Origin of the sequence: Variovorax paradoxus (genome assembly GCF_022009635.1) — a bacterium.
Lineage (GTDB): Bacteria > Pseudomonadota > Gammaproteobacteria > Burkholderiales > Burkholderiaceae_C > Variovorax.
Window position 1 is genome coordinate 325001 of sequence record NZ_CP091716.1, and the last position, 19977, is coordinate 344977.

At 65.2% G+C, this 19977-nt stretch carries 14 protein-coding genes and 2 rRNA genes (1 of these 16 running past the window's edge); 11 read left to right on the forward strand and 5 right to left on the reverse strand.

From position 1 onward, the window contains the following. Positions 1 to 2143, forward strand: a 23S ribosomal RNA gene (locus tag L3V85_RS01680) (it extends 726 nt beyond the left edge of the window). Between the two features lie 131 nt (positions 2144 to 2274). Next, positions 2275 to 2387 (forward strand): 5S ribosomal RNA (gene rrf / locus L3V85_RS01685). Positions 2388 to 2542: 155 nt separating this feature from the next. Here the strand turns inward: rrf and L3V85_RS01690 are convergent. The 3 genes from L3V85_RS01690 to L3V85_RS01700 all read right to left on the reverse strand — a co-directional run bounded on the left by L3V85_RS01690 (position 2543) and on the right by L3V85_RS01700 (position 6032). After that, complete coding sequence (locus L3V85_RS01690) at positions 2543 to 4414, reverse strand: phosphoenolpyruvate carboxykinase (GTP) (RefSeq protein WP_237677702.1); 1872 nt, start codon at positions 4412 to 4414, stop codon at positions 2543 to 2545. 153 nt (positions 4415 to 4567) lie between these two features. Then, positions 4568 to 4720 (reverse strand): hypothetical protein, encoded by a 153-nt coding sequence (locus L3V85_RS01695; protein WP_237677703.1) that lies wholly within the window; start codon positions 4718 to 4720, stop codon positions 4568 to 4570. Between the two features lie 112 nt (positions 4721 to 4832). Next, positions 4833 to 6032: a threonine ammonia-lyase gene (locus tag L3V85_RS01700; RefSeq protein WP_237677704.1), complete on the reverse strand. Its 1200-nt coding sequence runs from the start codon at positions 6030 to 6032 to the stop codon at positions 4833 to 4835. Between the two features lie 115 nt (positions 6033 to 6147). Between L3V85_RS01700 and L3V85_RS01705 the strand changes: the two genes are divergently transcribed. The 5 genes from L3V85_RS01705 to L3V85_RS01725 all read left to right on the forward strand — a co-directional run bounded on the left by L3V85_RS01705 (position 6148) and on the right by L3V85_RS01725 (position 13498). Further along, on the forward strand, positions 6148 to 8472 hold the full coding sequence (locus tag L3V85_RS01705) for an ATP-binding protein (RefSeq protein WP_237677705.1): 2325 nt from the start codon (positions 6148 to 6150) through the stop codon (positions 8470 to 8472). A gap of 118 nt (positions 8473 to 8590) precedes the next feature. Continuing rightward, positions 8591 to 10201 carry a S41 family peptidase gene (locus L3V85_RS01710; protein WP_237677706.1) on the forward strand — a complete coding sequence of 537 codons (1611 nt, stop codon included), beginning with the start codon at positions 8591 to 8593 and terminating at the stop codon, positions 10199 to 10201. A gap of 159 nt (positions 10202 to 10360) precedes the next feature. Further along, positions 10361 to 11542, forward strand: a complete 1182-nt coding sequence (locus L3V85_RS01715; RefSeq protein WP_237677707.1) for a nucleoside hydrolase — start codon at positions 10361 to 10363, stop codon at positions 11540 to 11542. 127 nt (positions 11543 to 11669) lie between these two features. Further along, a complete protein-coding gene (locus L3V85_RS01720; protein ID WP_237677708.1) occupies positions 11670 to 12509 on the forward strand; it encodes an amidohydrolase family protein in 840 nt (279 codons plus the stop codon). Then, positions 12506 to 13498: a tripartite tricarboxylate transporter substrate binding protein gene (locus tag L3V85_RS01725; protein ID WP_237677709.1), complete on the forward strand. Its 993-nt coding sequence runs from the start codon at positions 12506 to 12508 to the stop codon at positions 13496 to 13498. The genes L3V85_RS01720 and L3V85_RS01725 overlap by 4 nt, the downstream gene beginning before the upstream one ends. Before the next feature lie 16 nt (positions 13499 to 13514). Here L3V85_RS01725 and L3V85_RS01730 read toward each other — a convergent pair whose 3' ends face one another. Both L3V85_RS01730 and recQ read right to left on the reverse strand, forming a co-directional pair. After that, positions 13515 to 14396 carry a LysR family transcriptional regulator gene (locus L3V85_RS01730; RefSeq protein ID WP_237677710.1) on the reverse strand — a complete coding sequence of 294 codons (882 nt, stop codon included), beginning with the start codon at positions 14394 to 14396 and terminating at the stop codon, positions 13515 to 13517. A gap of 22 nt (positions 14397 to 14418) precedes the next feature. After that, on the reverse strand, positions 14419 to 16314 hold the full coding sequence (recQ, locus tag L3V85_RS01735; protein WP_237677711.1) for a DNA helicase RecQ: 1896 nt from the start codon (positions 16312 to 16314) through the stop codon (positions 14419 to 14421). A gap of 291 nt (positions 16315 to 16605) precedes the next feature. Here recQ and L3V85_RS01740 point away from each other — a divergent pair, with 291 nt between their 5' ends. Genes L3V85_RS01740 through hutC form a run of 4 tightly spaced genes read left to right on the forward strand, consistent with a single transcriptional unit; the run spans position 16606 to position 19961 of the window. Next, the gene (locus tag L3V85_RS01740; RefSeq protein ID WP_237677712.1) at positions 16606 to 17577 is read left to right on the forward strand and encodes an ABC transporter substrate-binding protein; all 972 of its coding nucleotides are present in this window, start codon (positions 16606 to 16608) and stop codon (positions 17575 to 17577) included. Then, on the forward strand, positions 17558 to 18433 hold the full coding sequence (locus L3V85_RS01745) for an ABC transporter permease (RefSeq protein WP_414080181.1): 876 nt from the start codon (positions 17558 to 17560) through the stop codon (positions 18431 to 18433). The genes L3V85_RS01740 and L3V85_RS01745 overlap by 20 nt, the downstream gene beginning before the upstream one ends. Further along, the gene (locus L3V85_RS01750; protein WP_237677713.1) at positions 18418 to 19212 is read left to right on the forward strand and encodes an ABC transporter ATP-binding protein; all 795 of its coding nucleotides are present in this window, start codon (positions 18418 to 18420) and stop codon (positions 19210 to 19212) included. The genes L3V85_RS01745 and L3V85_RS01750 overlap by 16 nt, the downstream gene beginning before the upstream one ends. Positions 19213 to 19223: 11 nt before the next feature. Then, entirely contained in the window at positions 19224 to 19961 is a 738-nt protein-coding gene (hutC, locus tag L3V85_RS01755; RefSeq protein WP_237677714.1) for a histidine utilization repressor, read from the forward strand. Positions 19962 to 19977: the final 16 nt, after the last annotated feature.

Sequence of the window (19977 nt, forward strand, 5' to 3'; positions counted from 1 at the left end):
GACTAGTGTTGCAAAACTAGCGGATGAGCTGTGGATAGGGGTGAAAGGCTAAACAAACTTGGAAATAGCTGGTTCTCTCCGAAAACTATTTAGGTAGTGCCTCAAGTATTACCATCGGGGGTAGAGCACTGTTTTGGCTAGGGGGTCATGGCGACTTACCAAACCAAGGCAAACTCCGAATACCGATGAGTACAGCTTGGGAGACAGAGCACCGGGTGCTAACGTCCGGACTCAAGAGGGAAACAACCCAGACCGCCAGCTAAGGTCCCTAAAATTGGCTAAGTGGGAAACGAAGTGGGAAGGCTAAAACAGTCAGGATGTTGGCTTAGAAGCAGCCATCATTTAAAGAAAGCGTAATAGCTCACTGATCGAGTCGTCCTGCGCGGAAGATGTAACGGGGCTAAGCCAGTTACCGAAGCTGCGGATTTGCAATTTATTGCAAGTGGTAGGAGAGCGTTCTGTAAGCCTGTGAAGGTGCGTTGTAAAGCGTGCTGGAGGTATCAGAAGTGCGAATGCTGACATGAGTAGCGTTAAAGGGGGTGAAAAGCCCCCTCGCCGTAAGCGCAAGGTTTTCTACGCAACGTTCATCGGCGTAGAGTGAGTCGGCCCCTAAGGCGAGGCAGAGATGCGTAGCTGATGGGAAACAGGTCAATATTCCTGTACCGATTGTTAGTGCGATGTGGGGACGGATCTTAATAGGTCATCCGGGTGTTGGATATCCCGGTTTAGATGGAAGTAGGCGTGCATTAGGCAAATCCGGTGCACATATACCGAGGCCATCGATCGAGCCAGCTTGCTGGTGAAGTGATTGAACGAGGTTCCAGGAAAAGCCACTAAGCTTCAGCTAACAACGACCGTACCGCAAACCGACACTGGTGCGCGAGATGAGTATTCTAAGGCGCTTGAGAGAACTCAGGAGAAGGAACTCGGCAAATTGACACCGTAACTTCGGAAGAAGGTGTGCCCTATTAGTGTGAAGTGAACAACGGAGCATGAATGGGTTGCAAAAATCGGTGGCTGCGACTGTTTATTAAAAACACAGCACTCTGCAAACACGAAAGTGGACGTATAGGGTGTGACGCCTGCCCGGTGCTGGAAGATTAAATGATGGGGTGCAAGCTCTTGATTGAAGTCCCAGTAAACGGCGGCCGTAACTATAACGGTCCTAAGGTAGCGAAATTCCTTGTCGGGTAAGTTCCGACCTGCACGAATGGCGTAACGATGGCCACACTGTCTCCTCCTGAGACTCAGCGAAGTTGAAATGTTTGTGATGATGCAATCTCCCGCGGAAAGACGGAAAGACCCCATGAACCTTTACTGTAGCTTTGTATTGGACTTTGAACAGATCTGTGTAGGATAGGTGGGAGGCTTTGAAGCAGGGTCGCTAGATCTTGTGGAGCCAACGTTGAAATACCACCCTGGTGTGTTTGAGGTTCTAACCTAGGTCCATTATCTGGATCGGGGACAGTGCATGGTAGGCAGTTTGACTGGGGCGGTCTCCTCCCAAAGCGTAACGGAGGAGTTCGAAGGTACGCTAGTTACGGTCGGACATCGTGACGATAGTGCAATGGCATAAGCGTGCTTAACTGCGAGACTGACAAGTCGAGCAGATGCGAAAGCAGGACATAGTGATCCGGTGGTTCTGTATGGAAGGGCCATCGCTCAACGGATAAAAGGTACTCTGGGGATAACAGGCTGATACCGCCCAAGAGTTCATATCGACGGCGGTGTTTGGCACCTCGATGTCGGCTCATCTCATCCTGGGGCTGTAGCCGGTCCCAAGGGTATGGCTGTTCGCCATTTAAAGAGGTACGTGAGCTGGGTTTAAAACGTCGTGAGACAGTTTGGTCCCTATCTTCCGTGGGCGCTGCAGATTTGAGGAAGCCTGCTCCTAGTACGAGAGGACCGGAGTGGACACACCTCTGGTGTATCGGTTGTCACGCCAGTGGCATTGCCGAGTAGCTAAGTGTGGAAGAGATAACCGCTGAAAGCATCTAAGCGGGAAACTCGTTTCAAGATGAGATCTGCCGGGGCCTTGAGCCCCCTGAAGAGTCGTTCAAGACCAGGACGTTGATAGGTCAGGTGTGGAAGCGCAGTAATGCGTTAAGCTAACTGATACTAATTGCTCGTGCGGCTTGACCCTATAACTTTGATCAAAATACTGATCAAGGTGTTATGCCAAGTTGACGCATTCAAAACAATTCGCCAAAAGTTGATTCCAAACTCTATGAATTCGTTTGGTTGATCATGTGATCAGCCAAGCAACCCTTTATGCCTGATGACCATAGCGAGTTGGTCCCACTCCTTCCCATCCCGAACAGGACAGTGAAACGACTCAGCGCCGATGATAGTGCGGGTTCCCGTGTGAAAGTAGGTCATCGTCAGGCTCTTACAGCCCAGAAAACCCCAGTCAGATACAACTGACTGGGGTTTTTTGCTTTGCTGGGCGCCAATCTAAAGATTGCATCAGCTAAATACGCAGAAGTAAAAAAAGCCCGATGGACGCGAGTCCATCGGGCTTCTTATTAGGTGCCAATGCCGATCAGGCTGCCAGGCGCTGCTCAATAGCAGCCTTGGTCTCCGGCAATTCCTTCGGCAGGTGATGCTCCAGTTGTTTGAACAGCTCGGCATGCAACTTCAACTCGGCTTCCCACGCAGCCTTGTCGATGCTGGTCACAGTCGCAAACTGCTCCGCGCTGAAATCCAGGCCCGTCCAATTCAGATCTTCATAGCGCGGGCTCACCCCGGTGATGTGCTCGACGCCTTCCGTCTTGTTGCCTTCGACGCGATCGATCATCCACTTCAGCACGCGCATGTTCTCGCCATAACCAGGCCATACGAACTTGCCATCCGCGCCTTTGCGGAACCAGTTGGTCGTGTAGATCTTCGGCAGCTTGGCGCCCGAGGCTTCAAGCTTCTTGCCCAGGTCCAGCCAGTGCTGGAAATAGTCGCTCATGTTGTAGCCCATGAACGGCAGCATCGCGAACGGGTCGCGACGCACGACGCCTTGCTGACCAGCAGCGGCAGCGGTCGTTTCCGAACCCATCGTCGCTGCCATGTACACGCCCTCGACCCAGTTGCGAGCTTCGGTGACGAGCGGCACGGTCGTCGAGCGGCGGCCGCCGAAGATGAAGGCGTCGATAGTCACACCCTTCGGGTCATCCCAAGCCTCGTCGAGGGCCGGGTTGTTGGTCGCTGCTACGGTAAAGCGGGCGTTCGGGTGTGCGGCCTTCGCGCCGGTTTCCTTGGCGATCTGTGGCGTCCAGTCCTTGCCCTGCCAGTCGATCAGGTGGGCCGGCAGTGCCTTGCCCGGCGCGTCCTGCTCCATGCCTTCCCACCAGACGTCGCCATCGTCGGTGAGCGCGACGTTGGTGAAGATCACGCCGTCGTCCAGGCTGCGCATGCAGTTCGGGTTCGTCAGCATGTTGGTGCCCGGTGCTACGCCGAAATAGCCCGCTTCGGGATTGATGGCGCGAAGCGAGCCATCGGCTTGCGGCTTGATCCAGGCGATGTCGTCGCCGATGGTCGTGACCTTCCAGCCTTCGAAGCCAGCCGGCGGCACGAGCATCGAGAAATTCGTCTTGCCGCAAGCGCTAGGGAATGCGGCAGCCACGTGGTACTTCTTGCCTTCGGGATTGGTCACGCCCAGGATGAGCATGTGCTCGGCCAGCCAGCCTTCGTCGCGGCCCATGTTGGAGGCGATGCGCAGCGCGAAGCACTTCTTGCCCAGCAGCGCGTTGCCGCCGTAGCCCGAGCCGTAGCTCCAGATCTCGCGCGTCTCGGGATAGTGAACGATGTACTTGGTCTTGTTGCAGGGCCAGGAAACGTCCTTCTGGCCGGCCTCGAGCGGTGCGCCCACAGTGTGCACGCAGGGCACGAATTCACCGTCGGTGCCCAGCACGTCGTACACGGCCTTGCCCATGCGGGTCATGATGCGCATGTTGACCGCCACATAGGGGGAGTCGGACAACTCGATGCCGATATGGGCGATGGGCGAGCCCAGCGGGCCCATGCTGAACGGCACGACATACATCGTGCGGCCCTTCATGCAGCCGTCGAACAGCGGCTGCAGGGTCGCGCGCATTTCGGCGGGCGCCATCCAGTTGTTGGTCGGGCCGGCATTCTCTTTCTGCGCGGAGCAGATGTAGGTGCGGTCTTCGACGCGCGCCACGTCGCTCGGGTCAGAAACCGCGAGGAACGAGTTGGGGCGCTTGACGGGGTTGAGCTTCTTGAACGTGCCGGCGTCGACCAGTTGCTGGCACAGGCGATCGTATTCTTCCTTGCTGCCGTCGCACCAATGGATGGCTTCGGGTTTGCACAGCGCGGCCATATCGGCCACCCAGGCGATCAGCTTGGCGTTCTTGACGTATGAGGGCGCCTGAATGGTAAGGCCCTTCATCGTGGGTGCGTTCATCGGAAAATCTCCTAAGTTGAAAAATCGTCTTTCCGAACGGGGCGCCGTGCCTGCTCAGGCACGGAGGTCCGTTTGAGAAAACGTTTCGCTTCGGGAGACTGCGTCAACGCGGGCCGCACTGCCCGCGGACAAAAGCGCCAATGCCTGTCAGTGTCAGGCCAGAAAGACCGCGATCGACGCCAGCAGCAGCATCAGCACGCCGCCTGCCAGTGGAAGCACCAGCGGCATCAGGTGGACGACCGATTCGACGGCGTCCTTTTCGACCGCGGCGCTGTGGCCGGGCTCGACGGGAGTGGGGTTGGACATCGGGAAGTACCTCGAATACACAAATTGACAGACTGAGGGGCATTTTACCGGCGGGTAGGCGCGAAGGGCTCTAGGGGCTTCCGAGCCCCCATGCCCGCCCGCGACCCGAGGGTCAATGCTGCTCCTCGGCTTCGAAGCCCGCGTCCTTCAGCGCCGTCAGCACGCTGGCCAGGTGGGCGCGACCGCGGGTCTGCAGCACCAGCTCGATGTCGACGTTCTGCGCCGCCAGCATCGTGAACGCACGTTGGTGATGAACCTCGTCGACGTTAGCGCCCGCTTCGGCCACAGTGGCCGTGATCTGGGCCAGCGAGCCCGGCACGTCGCGCGCGCTCACCCGCACTCGGGCCAGCCGTCCGGCCCGGACCATGCCCCGTTCGATGATGGCCGCGAGCAGCAGCGGATCGATGTTGCCGCCGGAAAGAACCAGCCCCACGCGCTTGCCCTTGAAGCGCTCCGGATGTCGGATCAGCGCCGCAAGCCCGGCCGCGCCGGCACCCTCGACCAGCGTTTTCTCGATTTCGAGCAGCATCAGAACGCCCTGCTCGATATCGCCTTCGTCCACCAGCAGCAGGTCGTCGACCTTCTTCGCGATGATTTCCTGGGTCAACACACCCGGGGTGCCGACCGCGATACCTTCGGCGATCGTGCTCTTGCCCTGCGCATGGTGCGTGCCCTTGACCGCGTTGACCATTGCAGGAAAGCGCGTGGTCTGTACTCCGACGATCTCGATACCGGGCTTGCGCTCGCGCGCCGCCACGGTCATGCCGGCGATCAGCCCTCCGCCTCCGACGGCCACCACCAGCGTGTCGAGATCAGGCACCACGTCGAGCATCTCGAGCGCCACCGTGCCTTGCCCCGCGATGATCGCCTCGTCGTCATAGGGATGGACGAAGGTCAACCCCTCGCGCTCTGCGAGCTCCAGGGCATGGGCACGGGCCGCGTCGAGGGTGTCGCCGTGCAGCACCACTTCGGCGCCGAAGCCGCGCGTACGTTCGATCTTCACGCCGGGCGTGAAGCGCGGCATCACGATCAACGCGCGCAGACCGAGCCGCTGCGCGTGATAGGCCACACCCTGCGCATGGTTGCCGGCAGACATGGCGATCACTCCCCGTGTACCGTTCTCGGAAAGATCGACCAGCTTGTTGCACGCACCACGTTCCTTGAACGACGATGTGAACTGCAGGTTCTCGAATTTCAGGAATACCTGAGCACCGACGATCTCCGACAGCGTGCGCGATTCGACACAGGGCGTATTGAGCACCTGGCCTTGCAGGCGCGCCGCGGCGCGCTGGATTTCTTCGATTCCGACCATGGCGCGCATTGTGGCTGGAATCGCACCATGAGGGTTTTTACGGTTTGCTGGTCTTCCCGAAGCCAAAAGTCTGCGTTATGGTCTCTCCGAGATTTTCCTCGTTGGAGGTTGCCTGATGGCGAAGCGTGCGGGTGTCGATGTCGTGGCTGCTGCGGTACGCGGGCAGGCATTGCCGTCGCCCGGACTCAAGGAGGCACCGGTGCTCGAGCTCATGTGCTCGCACTTCGTGCTCACGCTTGCTGCCAAGCAGGGGCCGCGCTTTAACGTGCGCCGCGACATCAACGGCCTGCTGTCGCTCACCGGGCGGCACCTGGTGTGGCCCGCGGCGGTGCTTCAGCGCCTGCGCGAATTCCTCGGACGCCGCTGCGCCGGCAATGAAGCCTGGAAGGGCGTCGAGGCCTTCGACGGCCGCACGCTGCTCGAACGCCACGGCGTGTGGCGCGGCCCGTATGAAGAAGGCACGCTCTTCTTCTACCTCGACGAATACGCAAAGGACCAGCCCAAGGACCTGCTCTCGGTACTCGCCGTCACGCGAGACTGGCTCACGCACGCGCTGCGCAAGCAATCCACGCTGGTCGAAAAGAACATCGATGCCCTCGCCGGCCTGCTTCAGCTCAACAAGGCCGAGCGCGCGCTGCTGCTGTACGGCACGCTCGCGCGCTATCAACGCGACCTGCGTTCGCTCTTGGTCGAGTTCAAGGTCAACAACGCGCCCGAGGCCTATGCCGCCATCGCCGACATCGCAGGCGTGAATGCGAGCGAAGTAGGCGAGGCGCTGCGCGCGGGCTCGCGGCTCGAACGCATCGGCCTTGTCGAGAACCTCATCTCCGAGCACAACATCACCGACCTGGCCGATCTCATGAAGGTCAGCGAGAAATTGCCGCCGGTGCTCATGCGCGAGTACCGCGACCACAACGAGCTGATGGCCGTGTTCACGCGGCCTTCGGCAAAGAGCACGCTCACGCCGCACGATTTCTCCTTCGTGCAGGAAGACGCGCAGATGCTCGTCACGCTGCTGCGCGCGGCCGTCGCGCGCAAGGAGCCCGGGGTCAACGTGCTGCTCTACGGGCCGCCCGGAACCGGCAAGACCGAGCTGGCCAAGGTCGTCGCGCAGGCCGCCGGGCTCGAGCTTTTCGAAGTCGAATACGCCGACCGCGACGGCAACTCGCTGAGCGGCCGCGACCGCTACCGCTCGCTGCAGATCGCACAGGTCTTTCTCAAAGGCAGCGCGCAGGCCGCGCTGCTGTTCGACGAAGTCGAGGACGTCTTCCCGCCCATCAGCACCGAGGCCGCGCAGTTCATGGCGCGCGCGGAGCAGATCCCGGCGCCCACCAGCGGCAGCGTCAGCGGCAAGGCCTGGGTCAACCAGATCCTCGAGGCCAACCCCGTGCCCACGCTGTGGGTCACCAACCGCATCGAGCAGATCGACCCGGCCTTTCGGCGCCGCTTCGCCTATCACCTCGAGCTCAAGTCGCCGCCGCCTGGCGCGCGCGAGCAGCTCGTGAAGAAGACGCTCGAAGGCGTGGTCGTGTCCGAAGCCTTCACCGCCAAGCTGGCCGAGCGCAAGGGCCTCACGCCCGCGCAGATCCGCACCGCCGTGCGCTTCGCCGGACTCGCGAAGACCGACGACGCCTCGGTCGAAGCACTCATCGAACGCCAGCTGCGCAATGCCGACCTCGCGCTGGGCACGCTCGACACCGGCCGCGGCGAGCGTCGCAGCGTCACCACCTACGACCTCGACATGCTCAATGTCGAGACCCGCTTCGAGATCCCGCGCATCGCCCAGGCGCTGAAGGCGCGCGGTCACGGCACGCTGTGCTTCTACGGCGCGCCCGGCACCGGCAAGACCGCGCTGGCCGAGCACATCGCCAAGGCCCTGGGTCGGCCGCTCCTCGTGAAGCAGGCCAGCGACCTCATGAGCAAGTACGTCGGCGAGACCGAGCAAAACATGGCCGCCATGTTCCGCGAGGCCGAGAACGAAAAAGCCGTGCTGCTGCTCGACGAGGCCGACAGCTTCCTGCAGGACCGCCGCGGCGCGCAGCGCACCTACGAGGTCACCGAAGTCAACGAGATGCTGCAGGGCATGGAGCGCTTCAACGGCGTCTTCGTCTGCACCACCAACCTGCTCGACCGGCTCGACCAGGCGGCGCTGCGGCGCTTCACCTTCAAGATCAAGTTCATGCCGCTCACGGCCGTGCAGCGCGAACGCATGTTCGTGACCGAGGCGCTGGCGGGCGACGCCGAGCGCATCACGAGCGCCATCCGGGCGCGGCTTGCGCAATTGACACAGCTGTGCCCCGGGGATTTCGCGGCCGTGAAACGGCAGACAGATATTCTGGCGGCCGAGTTCTCGGCGGTCGAATTCCTCGACCAGCTCGAGGCCGAGCACCGCATCAAGCCCGAAGTGCGCGAGTCGCGCGGCATGGGCTTCCTGCAGTAGCGGGCAGACAACAGAACAACCGGGTTCGGAACCCGCAGGAGCGCACCGGGGCGGCGAAGCCTTCGCCCCTCGATGCTGAACACCCGTCCGCCAACACGGACACGAGGAGGAGCAGCAAATGGAATTTCGCAAGGTCGACGTGCGGCGCTCGCCGCGTTCCGGTGCCTGGGCGGCTTGTGCCGCGCTTGCCGTGGCCTGTTTCGTGACGGCCTGCGGTGGAGGAGGCGGCGGAGGCGGTGGCGGCGGCCTGCCGATCGGCCTGCTGCCCGGCAACAACACCACGCCCCCCGCCAGCAGTGGCTCGGGCATCGTGCCGTCGGCATCGGTCGCCGGCCTTTGCGCCGCGCCGCGCACCGGCACCAACCCCGAAACCGGGCGGCCCTACCCCGACAGCGCCGGCTCGCTCGACAACGAGAAGAGCTGGGTGCGCGCCTGGATCGACGAGACCTACCTCTGGTACGGCGAAGTGCCGACCACCCTCAAGGCGTCCGACTACGCCACGCCGGTCACCTGGTTCAACGTGCTCAAGACGCCGCTCACCACTTCGTCGGGCAAGCCCAAGGACCGTTTCCACTTCGTCTACGACACCGAGGCGTATCGCCAGCTGTCGCAGGGCGGTGTGTCGGTCAGCTACGGCGCGGAGTTCGTGTCCATCGCCACCAGCCCGCCGCGCGAACTGCGCGTGGTGCTCGTCGAGCCCGGTTCGCCCGCCGACCTCGCGGGCCTGAAGCGCGGCGCCAAGCTGCTGACGGTGGACGGCGTCGACTTCGTCAACGCCACGGGGTCAGCCAACGCCGCCACGATCAACGGCGCGCTGTCGCCGAAGACCGTGGGCGAGTCGCACAGCTTCACCTTCAAGCTGGGCAGCGATCCTGCCGTTTCCTACAACCTGAAGGCGGCCAACGTCACGAGCACGCCGGTGCAGAACGTCACGGTCTTGGACGGAGGCGGTGGCAACAAGGTGGGCTACATGCTGTTCAACGACCACATCACGACCTCCGAACAGCAACTCATCAACGCGGTGAACACCTTCAAGGCGACCTCGGGCGGCATCCAGGACCTGGTGCTCGACATGCGCTACAACGGCGGCGGCCAACTCGCCATTGCCAGCCGGCTGGCCTACATGATCGCCGCGCCCGCGACCACGGCGGGCAAGACCTTCGAGCTGCTGACCTTCAACGACAAGAACCCGTTCCGCCTCTCGGTGGCGCAGAGCCTGATGCCGTTCTACAGCACCAGCCGCACCGGCACGGCGTTGCCCTCGCTCGGTCTTTCGCGCGTGACGGTGCTGACCAGCCCCGACACCTGCTCGGCGAGCGAGTCGGTCATCAACAGCCTGCGCGGCGTGGGCGTCACGGTCAACCTCGTGGGCGGCACCACCTGCGGCAAGCCCTACGGCTTCTACCCGCAGGACAACTGCGGCACCACCTACTTCGCGATCCAGGTCAAAGGCGTGAACCAGCTCGGCTTCGGCGACTACGGCGACGGCTTCGCGCCCAACTGCACCGTCGCCGACGACTACGACCACCAGCTCGGCGACCCCAACGAAGCCCGGCTGGCCGCCGCCCTCGCATTGCGCAGCGGAGGCGCCTGCCCCGCACCGATGGCCAAGGCGATGGCGCGAGGCCTCGAGAAGGCCGAGCCGGCCGAAGCAGAGACGCCTTTCCTGATCGACCAGTCGCCGCTGCGCCGCAACCGCCTGCTCGACTTCGCCCCCAACCCGGGCTGACGCACCCTCCACCGCACCTCGCGGAAAACCCCTAGGCCGCAGCGCTTGCCACGCTGCCGGCTTGCGCCCTAAAGTTTGGCAAACGTTTGCGCAAAGCTTTGCGCAAACGTTTGTATTTCAGGTTCCTCGACTGAAAACCAAACGCTTAGGAGAAGCAAGATGCGCAAATGGATCGGGACGATGTTCATCGTCGTCATCGCGGTACTGGCAGGTTGCGGCGGTGGTGGTGGCGGAGGCGGTGGCATCGGCCTCGGCCCGGGCTTCGGCGGCACGCCCGCGCCCACCGCGCAGAAGATCATCATCGACAGCGACTACAACACCATGAGCGACGACGGCCAACTCGGCGTCATGGCCGCGCAGCTTCAGGCGCAGGGCAAGGTGCAGGTCATGGGCATCAGCGTGGTCTCGGGCAACCAGTGGCTCAGGCAAGGCGTGGCCGATGCGCTGAAGTCGGTCGAGCGGCTCGGCGTGGGCGACCGCATCGGCGTCTACGTGGGAGCCAATTACGCGCTCAACCACACCTATGCCGACGTGCAGGCCGAACTGGCCGCGGGAGCCGGCGGCGACGGCTACCTGGGCGCCTGGGGCGGACCGGAGCCCAAGTCCGATGCTGACCTCAAACCCTCGCCCGACGGCTTCGCCACCCACACCGTGGTGCAGCGCAAGAGCGCGGTCGACTTCATCGTCGACACCGTGAAGGCCAATCCCGGCGAGATCACCATCCTGGCCATCGGCCCGCTCACCAACATCGCGCTCGCGGCCAAGCAGAACCCCGAGATCGTGCCGCTCATCAAGCAGATCATCTACATGGGCGGCGCGATCGACGTGCCGGGCAACACCACCAAGGCGGCCGAGTTCAACTGGTGGTTCGACCCCGACGCCGCGCAGTTCGTGGTTCGGCTGCCCATCCCGCAGGTGGTGGTGCCGCTGGACGTGACCGACACCGTGTTCCTCACCAAGCCCATCTATGACCGCATCGCGCACCCGGCCAAGCCCACGGCCGTGACCGACGTGTTCCAGAAGCTCAACGGCTACGGCTTCGACGGCAAGAACGGCTTCGAGACCAACCCGAACTACACCCAGAACATCTGGGACACCCTCACGCTCGCCTACCTGATCGACCCGGGCTATGCCACGCAGACGGTGGACCGCTACGTCGACGTGATCGCCAAGCCCGGCGCACCCGACAACGGCCGCTCCATCGGCTATTCCTCGCAGCCTTCGGGCCCCACGCTGCAGAAGATGAAGGTGGTGAAGAAGTTCGACAACGCGCGCTTCTTCGAGCTGTATGTCGATCTGCTGACGCGGCCGGTTCCCATCACGCTGCCGGCGGCGAACTGACTGCTTCTATAAGCCCAGCTTATCCAAACGCAACCGGGAGACACGTTCCAAACCGGCGTTTCCCTGCGGATACTCGCCCACGTTCGCGCCTCGCGGACGCACAACGATTACCGCCAGAGACAACGCCGTGCCCCCCGCCGACATCACCGCCATCGACAGCCACGCCCACGTGTTCGTGCGTGGCCTGCCCCTGGCGGCCACGCGTCGGCATGCGCCCGACTACGAGGCCACGCTGGCCGAGTACCTCGCATTGCTCGACGCGCACGGCGTCTCGCACGGCGTGCTGGTGCAGCCCAGTTTTCTCGGCACCGACAACAGCTTCCTGATCGACGCGCTGCGCGCCTGCCCGCGGCGCCTGCGCGGCGTTGCCGTGGTCGATCCCGGCGTGGACGATGCCGCGCTGCAAGCGATGGCCGATGCCGGTGTCTGCGGCATCCGCCTCAACCTCGTGGGCATGCCGTTGCCCGATTTCTCGCTGCCCGACTGGCGGCGGCTCTTCGCCCGTGTGCGCGCGCTGGACTGGCATGTGGAGCTGCACCGCGAATCGCGCGACCTGCCGCTGGCCGCCCAGCCCGTGCTCGATGCCGGCTGCGCGCTGGTGGTGGACCATTTCGGCCGCCCCGCTTCGGCGCCCGCGTCCGCCGACTCGGGCTTTGCCTGGCTGCTCGATGCCGCGGCCTGCGGACGCGTCTGGGTCAAGTTATCGGCCGCCTACCGCAACTGGCCCGTGACCATCGCCGCCGCGGCGGCGCGTGACGCCGCGCAGGCGCTGCTGAAGGCCTGCGGCCCCGATCGCCTCGTGTGGGGCAGCGACTGGCCGCACACCCAGCACCGCGAGATCGCCGACTACGCCGCCGCCCATGCGGCGCTGGCCGACTGGGTGCCCGACGCCGCCGCGCGCCGCCGCATCCTGGCCGACACGCCCGCCCGGTTGTTCAAGTTCAAGACAGGAGACATCGACCAATGACCCATGAAATCCCGCGCGCGCGCCTGCTGCGCGCCATCCCCCTTGCTCTCGCGGGCGCGGCCCTGCTGCTGGGCGGCCTGTGCGCCCATGCCGACACCTGGCCGTCCAAGCCGGTGCGGCTGGTCGTGAGCTATCCGCCGGGCGGCACGGTCGACGCGGTGGCGCGCATCGTCGCGCCCAAGCTCTCGGCGAAGCTGGGCCAGCCGGTGGTGATCGACAACCGCGGCGGTGCCGGCGGCGCCATCGGCGGCGACCTCGTCGTCAAGAGCCCGGCGGACGGCTACACCGTGCTGCTCGACGCCTCCAACCACGCGCAGAACCCGGCGCTGCGCAAGATGCCCTTCGACACCCTGCGCGAACTGGCGCCGGTGTCGCTGCTGGTCAGGGTGCCCAACGTGCTGGTGGTGAACCCGTCGGCGCCGTTCAAGAGCGTGGCCGACCTGATCGCGCAGGCCAAGGCCAAGCCGGGCGGCATCAACTACGCCTCGTCGGGCAACGGCTCGGCGCAGCATCTGGCGGGCGAGCTGTTCGCCTCGATGGCCGGCGTGCAGATGACGCACGTGGCCTACAAGGGCGGCGGCCCCGCGCTCACCGACGTGATGTCGGGCCACGTGCCGGTGTTCTTCGCCAGCCTGGCTTCGAGCCTGCCCTTCATCAAGGACGGCAAGCTGCGCCCGCTGGCCGTCACCGGCAAGGCCCATGCGCCCGCGCTGCCGCAGCTGCCCACCGTGGCCGAAGCCGGCCTGCCCGGCTACGAGGTCTACGAGTGGAACGCGGTGTTCGTGCCGGCCGGCACGCCCGCGCCGGTGGTGGAGCGGCTGTCGAAGGAGTTCGCCGCCACGCTCAAGGACCCGGAGGTCCGCGGCCGGCTCGAGGCGCTGGGCGCCGAGGTGATCGGCTCCAGCCCCGCCGAGCTCGACGGCTTCCGCCGCGCCGAGATCGCCAAGTGGACCAAGCTCGCCAAGGACAACAAGATCCAGCTCGACTGAGTCCGCCGAGGCAGCGTCAGTCGCGCAGCATCGCCGCGAACGTGTCGGCGAAGGTCGGCCGCGAACGCGCCAGCCACAGCGCCGACAGCTCGAAGGCCGGCAGCCCCGCGCCGTCGCGCACCTCTGCGTAGCGCACGCCCTCGTGCTGCAGCGCGCGCACCGAGCGCGGCAGCAGCGACCAGCCCAGCCCCGCCGCCACGCAGGCCAGCACCGTCAGCGTGCGGTTGGCGTCCTGCACCACCCGCGTCTCGTGGCCGGCGCGGCGCAGCGCTCCCAGCAGCTGCGCGCGCAGGGCGGGAATCTGCTGCTCCGGGAACCACACCAGCCCGTGGCGCGCGACATCGGCGAGCGACACGCAGCCGTCCTCATGCAGCGGCCATGCGGCGGGCAGCGCCGCGATCAGCGGTTCCTCGCCCAGCCGCAGCTCGTGCACACGGGCCGTGACCGTCACCGGCGGATGCAGCAGCGCGATGTCGATGCGCCCGCCCTCCAGCGCCGCCACCTGCTCGGCGTTGCTCATCTCGCGCAGCACCACCTCGAGCTGCGGATGCCCGGCGCGCAACCGGCGCAATGCGTTCGGCAGCACCTCGTAGACCGCGTGCGTCACGAAGCCGATGGTGAGGCGGCCCGCGCGCCCGGCGCCCATCGCTCGGGCACGCTCGGCGGCCGTGTCGCCATAGGCGAGGCTCGCGCGCAGGTCGTCGATGACGGCCAGGCCCGCGTCGGTGAGCGCGGCGCCGCGTCGCGAACGCGTGAAGAGCCGCGTGCCGAGTTCCTGCTCCAGCCGGTTCAGCGTCTGCGTGAGCGCCGGCTGCGCCAGGCCGAGCCGCTCGGCCGCCTTCGTGAGACTGCCGGCCTCGGCAATCGCGACGACGCAGCGCATCTGCCGGGTGTCCAAGGCCGCGCCCGCCTTCCCGAGGTCAGAACGCTTCGCAGACCCGCAGCACTTCGCTGCCGTAGGCCTCGAGCTTCTTGGTGCCGATGCCGCTGATGCCCTGCAGGTCCTCGAGCGTGGCCGGCGCACGCTCGGCAATGGCGGCCAGCGTGGCGTCGTGGAAGATCACATAGGCCGGCAGGTTGTGTTCCTTGGCCACTTCGGCGCGCCAGGCCTTGAGCGCCTCGAAGCGCTTCTTGCCAGTGTCGTCCAGCTTGGCGGCGGCCGGCGAGGGCGCGCCCTTGACGGTCTTTTCGCGGCGCGACTTGCTGCGCTCCGCCGGCGACGACACCGATTCGCGCAGCGTCACCTGGGCCTCGCCCCGGAGCACCGCGCGCGAGCCTTCGGTGAGCTTCAGCGTGTTGAAGGCTTCCGCGTCCACCGCCAGCGCGCCGGTGGCGATCAGCTGGCGCAGCACGCCGCGCAGCGCCACTTCGCTGAACTCCGCGCCGATGCCGAAGGTACTGACCCGCTCGTGGCCGAACTGCTTGACCTTTTCGGTGGCCTTGCCGCGCAGGATGTCCATGATGTGCCCCGCGCCGAAGCTGATGCCGCTCAACTGCTGCACGCGGTAGATGGTGCTGAGCAGCTTGCGCGCGGCATCGGTGCCGTCCCACACCTGCGGCGGGTTCAGGCAGTTGTCGCAGTTGCCGCAGGGCGTGCTCTTCTCGCCGAAGTAGCCCAGGAGGCGCACGCGGCGGCAGTCGCTGGCCTCGGCCAGCGAGAGGAGCGCGTCGAGCTTGCCGCGCATCACCTGCTTGAACTCTTCGCCGGCGGGGCTCTCGTCGATCATGCGGCGCTGGTTCACCACGTCTTGCAGGCCGTAGGCCATCCAGGCGTCGGCCGGGCCGCCGTCGCGGCCCGCGCGGCCGGTTTCCTGGTAGTAGCCCTCGATGTTCTTGGGCATGTCGAGGTGGCCGACGAAGCGCACGTCGGGCTTGTCGATGCCCATGCCGAAGGCGATGGTGGCGACCATCACGATGCCTTCCTCGCGCAGGAACCGGTCCTGGTGCTTCTGGCGCACCGCCGCGTCCAGGCCCGCGTGATAGGGCAGGGCGTTGATGCCCGCGTCGCGCAGGGTCACGGCCACGTCTTCCACCCGCTTGCGCGACTGGCAATAGACCACGCCCGCGTCGCCCTCGTGCTCGCGCTCGATGAAGCGCAGCAACTGCGTGGTCGCGTCCTTCTTCTCGACGATGGTGTAGCGGATGTTCGGCCGGTCGAAGCTGGAGACGAACTGGCGCGCCTCTTCCAGCTGCAGCCGCTCGACGATGTCGGCCCGCGTCAGGTCGTCGGCCGTGGCCGTGAGCGCGATGCGCGGCACGCCCGCATAGCGCTCGTGCAGCACGGTGAGGGCGCGATATTCGGGGCGGAAGTCGTGGCCCCACTGGCTCACGCAATGCGCCTCGTCGATGGCGAAGAGCGACAGCTTGCCGCGCTCCTTCAGCGAATCGAGCTGCGACAGGAAACGCGGCGTGTTCACCCGCTCGGGCGCCGCGTACAGCAGCGTGATCTCGCCGCGCAGCATGCGGCGTTCCACGTCCTGCGTCTCTTCCCAGTCGAGCGTGGAATTCAGAAAGGCCGCGCTCACGCCGGCCTCGTGCAGCGCGCCCACCTGGTCGTGCATCAGCGCGATGAGCGGCGACACCACGATCGCCACGCCGTGCCCCGCGCGCTGCCGCGCGATGGCGGGGATCTGGTAGCACAGCGACTTGCCGCCGCCCGTGGGCATCAGCACCAGTGCGTCGCCGCCGCCCACCACGTGATCGACGATGTCCTGCTGGGCCCCCCGGAACTGCGCATAGCCGAAGACCTCATGAAGGATGTCGGCGGGAGCGCTGCTGCCGGAGGCGTCGATGGGGCGGGGAGCGAGAGAGGACACAGGGGAGGCGGTGAGGGGGCGAAAAGGGACGGAGGGCGCGGGCCGTCGATTGTCCCCCAGTGGCACCGACGCGGCCGTGGCACGAGGTTTGCAATGGTTGCCTCCGTCCCGCGACCTTCCTTGTCTAGACAGCAAACCGGTGCATTTCCCAAGGCTGTGCACCAAAAATGACCTGTCGGGTTATCCTGTATATACAAGTTGGGGCGCTTGGCAACAATGCGAGGCGCGCGTTCCCCGGCCATCGGGTGCATCCGCCGAGCCTTTTCCCAAGAAACAGACCCAGGAGTACCCATGGTCAAGAAGACGGTAGTTGTGAAAGTCGCTTCGCTGCTGGCAGCAGGTGCATGTGCGGCGGGCATGGCCGGAACGGCCGCCGCCCAGGAAACGAAGATTGCGCTCGGCATGTCCGGCTGGACCGGCTTCGCGCCGCTCTCGCTGGCCGACAAGGCCGGCATCTTCAAGAAGAACGGGCTGGACGTCGAACTCAAGATGATTCCGCAGAAGGACCGCCACCTGGCGCTGGCCTCCGGCGCCATCCAGTGCGCGGCCACCACGGTTGAGACGCACGTGGCCTGGAACGCCAACGGCGTGCCCATCGTGCAGATCTTCCAGATGGACAAGTCCTACGGCGCCGACGGCCTCGCGGTGCGCGGCGACGTGAGCAAGTTTTCCGACCTCAAGGGCAAGACCATCGGCGTCGACGCCCCCGGCACCGCCCCGTACTTCGGCCTGGCCTGGATGCTCAGCAAGAACGGCATGACGCTGAAGGACGTGAAGACCACCACGCTGTCGCCGCAGGCCTCGGCCCAGGCTTTCGTGGCCGGCCAGAACGACGCCGCCATGACCTACGAGCCGTATCTGTCGACCGTGCGCGCCAACCCCGCCGCCGGCAAGATCCTGGCCACCACGCTCGACTATCCGATGGTGATGGACACCGTCGGCTGCGCGCCCACCTGGCTCAAGGCCAACGCCAAGGCCGCCGCCGCGCTCACCAAGTCGTACTTCGACGCGCTCGACATGATCAAGGCCGAGCCCGAGAAGTCGAACGAGCTCATGGGCTCGGCCGTCAAGCAGAGCGGCGAGCAGTTCGCCAAATCGTCGGCTTTCCTGCGCTGGCAGGACAAGGCCGCCAACCAGAAGTTCTTTGCCGGCGAACTCACCAGCTTCATGAAGGAGGCCGCGCCCATCCTTCTGGAAGCCGGCGTGATCCGCAAGGCGCCTGAAGACCTGTCCGTGACCTTCGATGCAAGCTTCGTCAAGTAAGGCCATGCCGCAGATGACGCAGGTGCCGTCCGCCGCGGCGGTGGCGGCGCCGGCTGTCGTCGTGCCCGCGCGCCGCCGCGCGCTCGCGCCGCTCGAGCCCATCGGCACACGTGCGCGCGTGCTGCTGGGGCTCGCGTTCTTCGTCGTCTTCGTGCTAGTGTGGGCCATCGCCACGCTCGGCGGCTTCGTGCCGCCGACCTTCCTGGCCAGCCCGCCGACCATGGTCAAGGAAGGCTGGCTGCTCTTCACCGAGTACGGCTTCATCGGCGACATCGGCATGACCGTGTGGCGCGTGTTCGGCGGCTTCCTGCTGGCGGCCGTGTTCGCGGTGCCGCTGGGCATCGCTATGGGCACATGGAAGACGGTGGAAGCCTTCTTCGAGCCCTTCGTCTCGTTCTGCCGCTACCTGCCGGCCTCGGCCTTCATTCCGCTGCTGATCCTGTGGGCGGGCCTGGGCGAAATGCAGAAGCTGCTGGTGATCTTCATCGGCTCCTTCTTCCAGATCGTGCTGATGGTGGCCGTCACCGTGGGCGGCGCGCGGCGCGACCTCGTGGAGGCGGCCTACACGCTGGGCGCCAACAGCCGCGGCATCGTGGCGCGCGTGCTCATTCCGGGCGCGGCGCCGGGCATCGCCGAAACGTTGCGCCTGGTGCTGGGCTGGGCGTGGACGTACGTGATCGTGGCGGAGCTGATCGGCTCCTCGTCGGGCATCGGCCACATGATCACCGACAGCCAAGCGCTCCTGAACACCGGCCAGATCATCTTCGGGATCATCGTGATCGGCGTCATCGGCCTGCTGTCCGACTTCGCCTTCAAGGCATTGAACCGCCGTCTGTTTGCATGGGCCGCACTGTGAAGAACCAACTTTCCATCCAGGGCGTCTCGCGCGTCTTCACCGGCGCCAAGGGCCAGCGCACGCAGGCGCTGCAGCCGATCGACTTCGAGGTGAAGGAGAACGACTTCGTCACCATCCTCGGCCCCTCGGGCTGCGGCAAGTCGACGCTGCTGCGCATCGTGGCGGGGCTCGACTTCCCGACCACCGGCCAGGTGCTGCTCGACGGCCGGCGCATCGAGGGCCCCGGCGCCGACCGCGGCGTGGTGTTCCAGAGCTACACGCTCTTTCCTTGGCTCACGGTGGCGCAGAACATCCGCTTCGGCCTGCGCGAGCGCGGCATGAGCGAGGCAGACCAGAAGGAGCGCAGCGAGTTCTTCATCGCCAAGGTCGGCCTTCGCGGCTTCGAGCATCACTTTCCGAAGCAGCTCTCGGGCGGCATGCAGCAGCGCACGGCCATTGCGCGCGCGCTGGCCAACGACCCCAAGATGCTGCTGCTCGACGAGCCCTTCGGCGCGCTCGACAACCAGACCCGCGTGCTCATGCAGGAACTGCTGCTGGGCATCTGGGAATCGGCGCAGAAGACGGTGCTGTTCGTCACGCACGACATCGACGAGGCCATCTTCATGGCCAACCGCGTGGCGGTGTTCAGCGCGCGGCCGGGTCGCATCAAGACCGAGATCGCGGTCGACTTTCCGCATCCGCGCAGCTACACGATCAAGACTTCGCCGGAGTTCATGGAAATCAAGGCGCGGCTGACGGAAGAGATCCGCGCCGAGTCGATGGCGGCGGCGGAGCATTGACCCGAGACACGATGAAACGCGACCTGCCGACCCTCGCGCTCTACGCGCAAGTCAAGGATCACATCTCCAGGAAGATCCAGGACGGCACGTGGCCGCCCGGCCACCGGCTGCCTTCGGAGCATGAGCTGGTGGCCCAGTTCGGCATGGCGCGCATGACGGTGAACCGCGCGCTGCGCGAGCTGGTGGAGCAGGGGCGCATCGTGCGCGTGGCGGGCGTCGGCAGCTTCGTGGCCGAGAACAAGCCGCAATCGACGCTGCTGCAGATCGCCAACATTGCGAGCGAGATCCGCCAGCGCGGGCACGACTACCGCTGCGAAATGATCGAGGTCGAGCGCCTCGCCGCTTCGCCCGACGTGGCCGCATGGCTCGACATGCGCGCCGGCACCTCGGTGTTCCACAGCGTGTGCCTGCACCTGGAGAACGGCACGCCCGTGCAGCTCGAGGAGCGCTACGTCAACCCGCAGGTCGTGCCCGACTACCTCGACCAGGACTTCACCGCCATGCCGCCCAGCGAGTACCTGGTGCGCAATGTGCCCTTCGACCAGATCGAACACGTCGTCGACGCCGTATTGCCCAACGCCGAACAGGCCGGCCGGCTCGCGATGGCACCCACCGACCCTTGCCTGCTGCTGACGCGCCGCACCTGGATTCGCAACACGCCCGTGACCTGGGTGCGCTGCCTGCATCCCGCCTCGCGCTACAGCCTGGGCAGCCGCTTCAAAGCCGACGGCAACCCGAGCTTCGGGTAGCTTTTTTTCGTCCTCA

Bases quoted from the DNA above. Each gene is read 5' to 3' on its own strand.
- L3V85_RS01690 (WP_237677702.1), bottom strand. From the start codon at position 4,414: ATGAACGCACCCACGATGAAGGGCCTTACCATTCAGGCGCCCTCATAC.
- L3V85_RS01695 (WP_237677703.1), bottom strand. From the start codon at position 4,720: ATGTCCAACCCCACTCCCGTCGAGCCCGGCCACAGCGCCGCGGTCGAA.
- L3V85_RS01700 (WP_237677704.1), bottom strand. From the start codon at position 6,032: ATGGTCGGAATCGAAGAAATCCAGCGCGCCGCGGCGCGCCTGCAAGGC.
- L3V85_RS01705 (WP_237677705.1), top strand. From the start codon at position 6,148: ATGGCGAAGCGTGCGGGTGTCGATGTCGTGGCTGCTGCGGTACGCGGG.
- L3V85_RS01710 (WP_237677706.1), top strand. From the start codon at position 8,591: ATGGAATTTCGCAAGGTCGACGTGCGGCGCTCGCCGCGTTCCGGTGCC.
- L3V85_RS01715 (WP_237677707.1), top strand. From the start codon at position 10,361: ATGCGCAAATGGATCGGGACGATGTTCATCGTCGTCATCGCGGTACTG.
- L3V85_RS01725 (WP_237677709.1), top strand. From the start codon at position 12,506: ATGACCCATGAAATCCCGCGCGCGCGCCTGCTGCGCGCCATCCCCCTT.
- L3V85_RS01740 (WP_237677712.1), top strand. From the start codon at position 16,606: ATGGTCAAGAAGACGGTAGTTGTGAAAGTCGCTTCGCTGCTGGCAGCA.
- L3V85_RS01745 (WP_414080181.1), top strand. From the start codon at position 17,558: ATGCAAGCTTCGTCAAGTAAGGCCATGCCGCAGATGACGCAGGTGCCG.
- L3V85_RS01750 (WP_237677713.1), top strand. From the start codon at position 18,418: ATGGGCCGCACTGTGAAGAACCAACTTTCCATCCAGGGCGTCTCGCGC.
- hutC (WP_237677714.1), top strand. From the start codon at position 19,224: ATGAAACGCGACCTGCCGACCCTCGCGCTCTACGCGCAAGTCAAGGAT.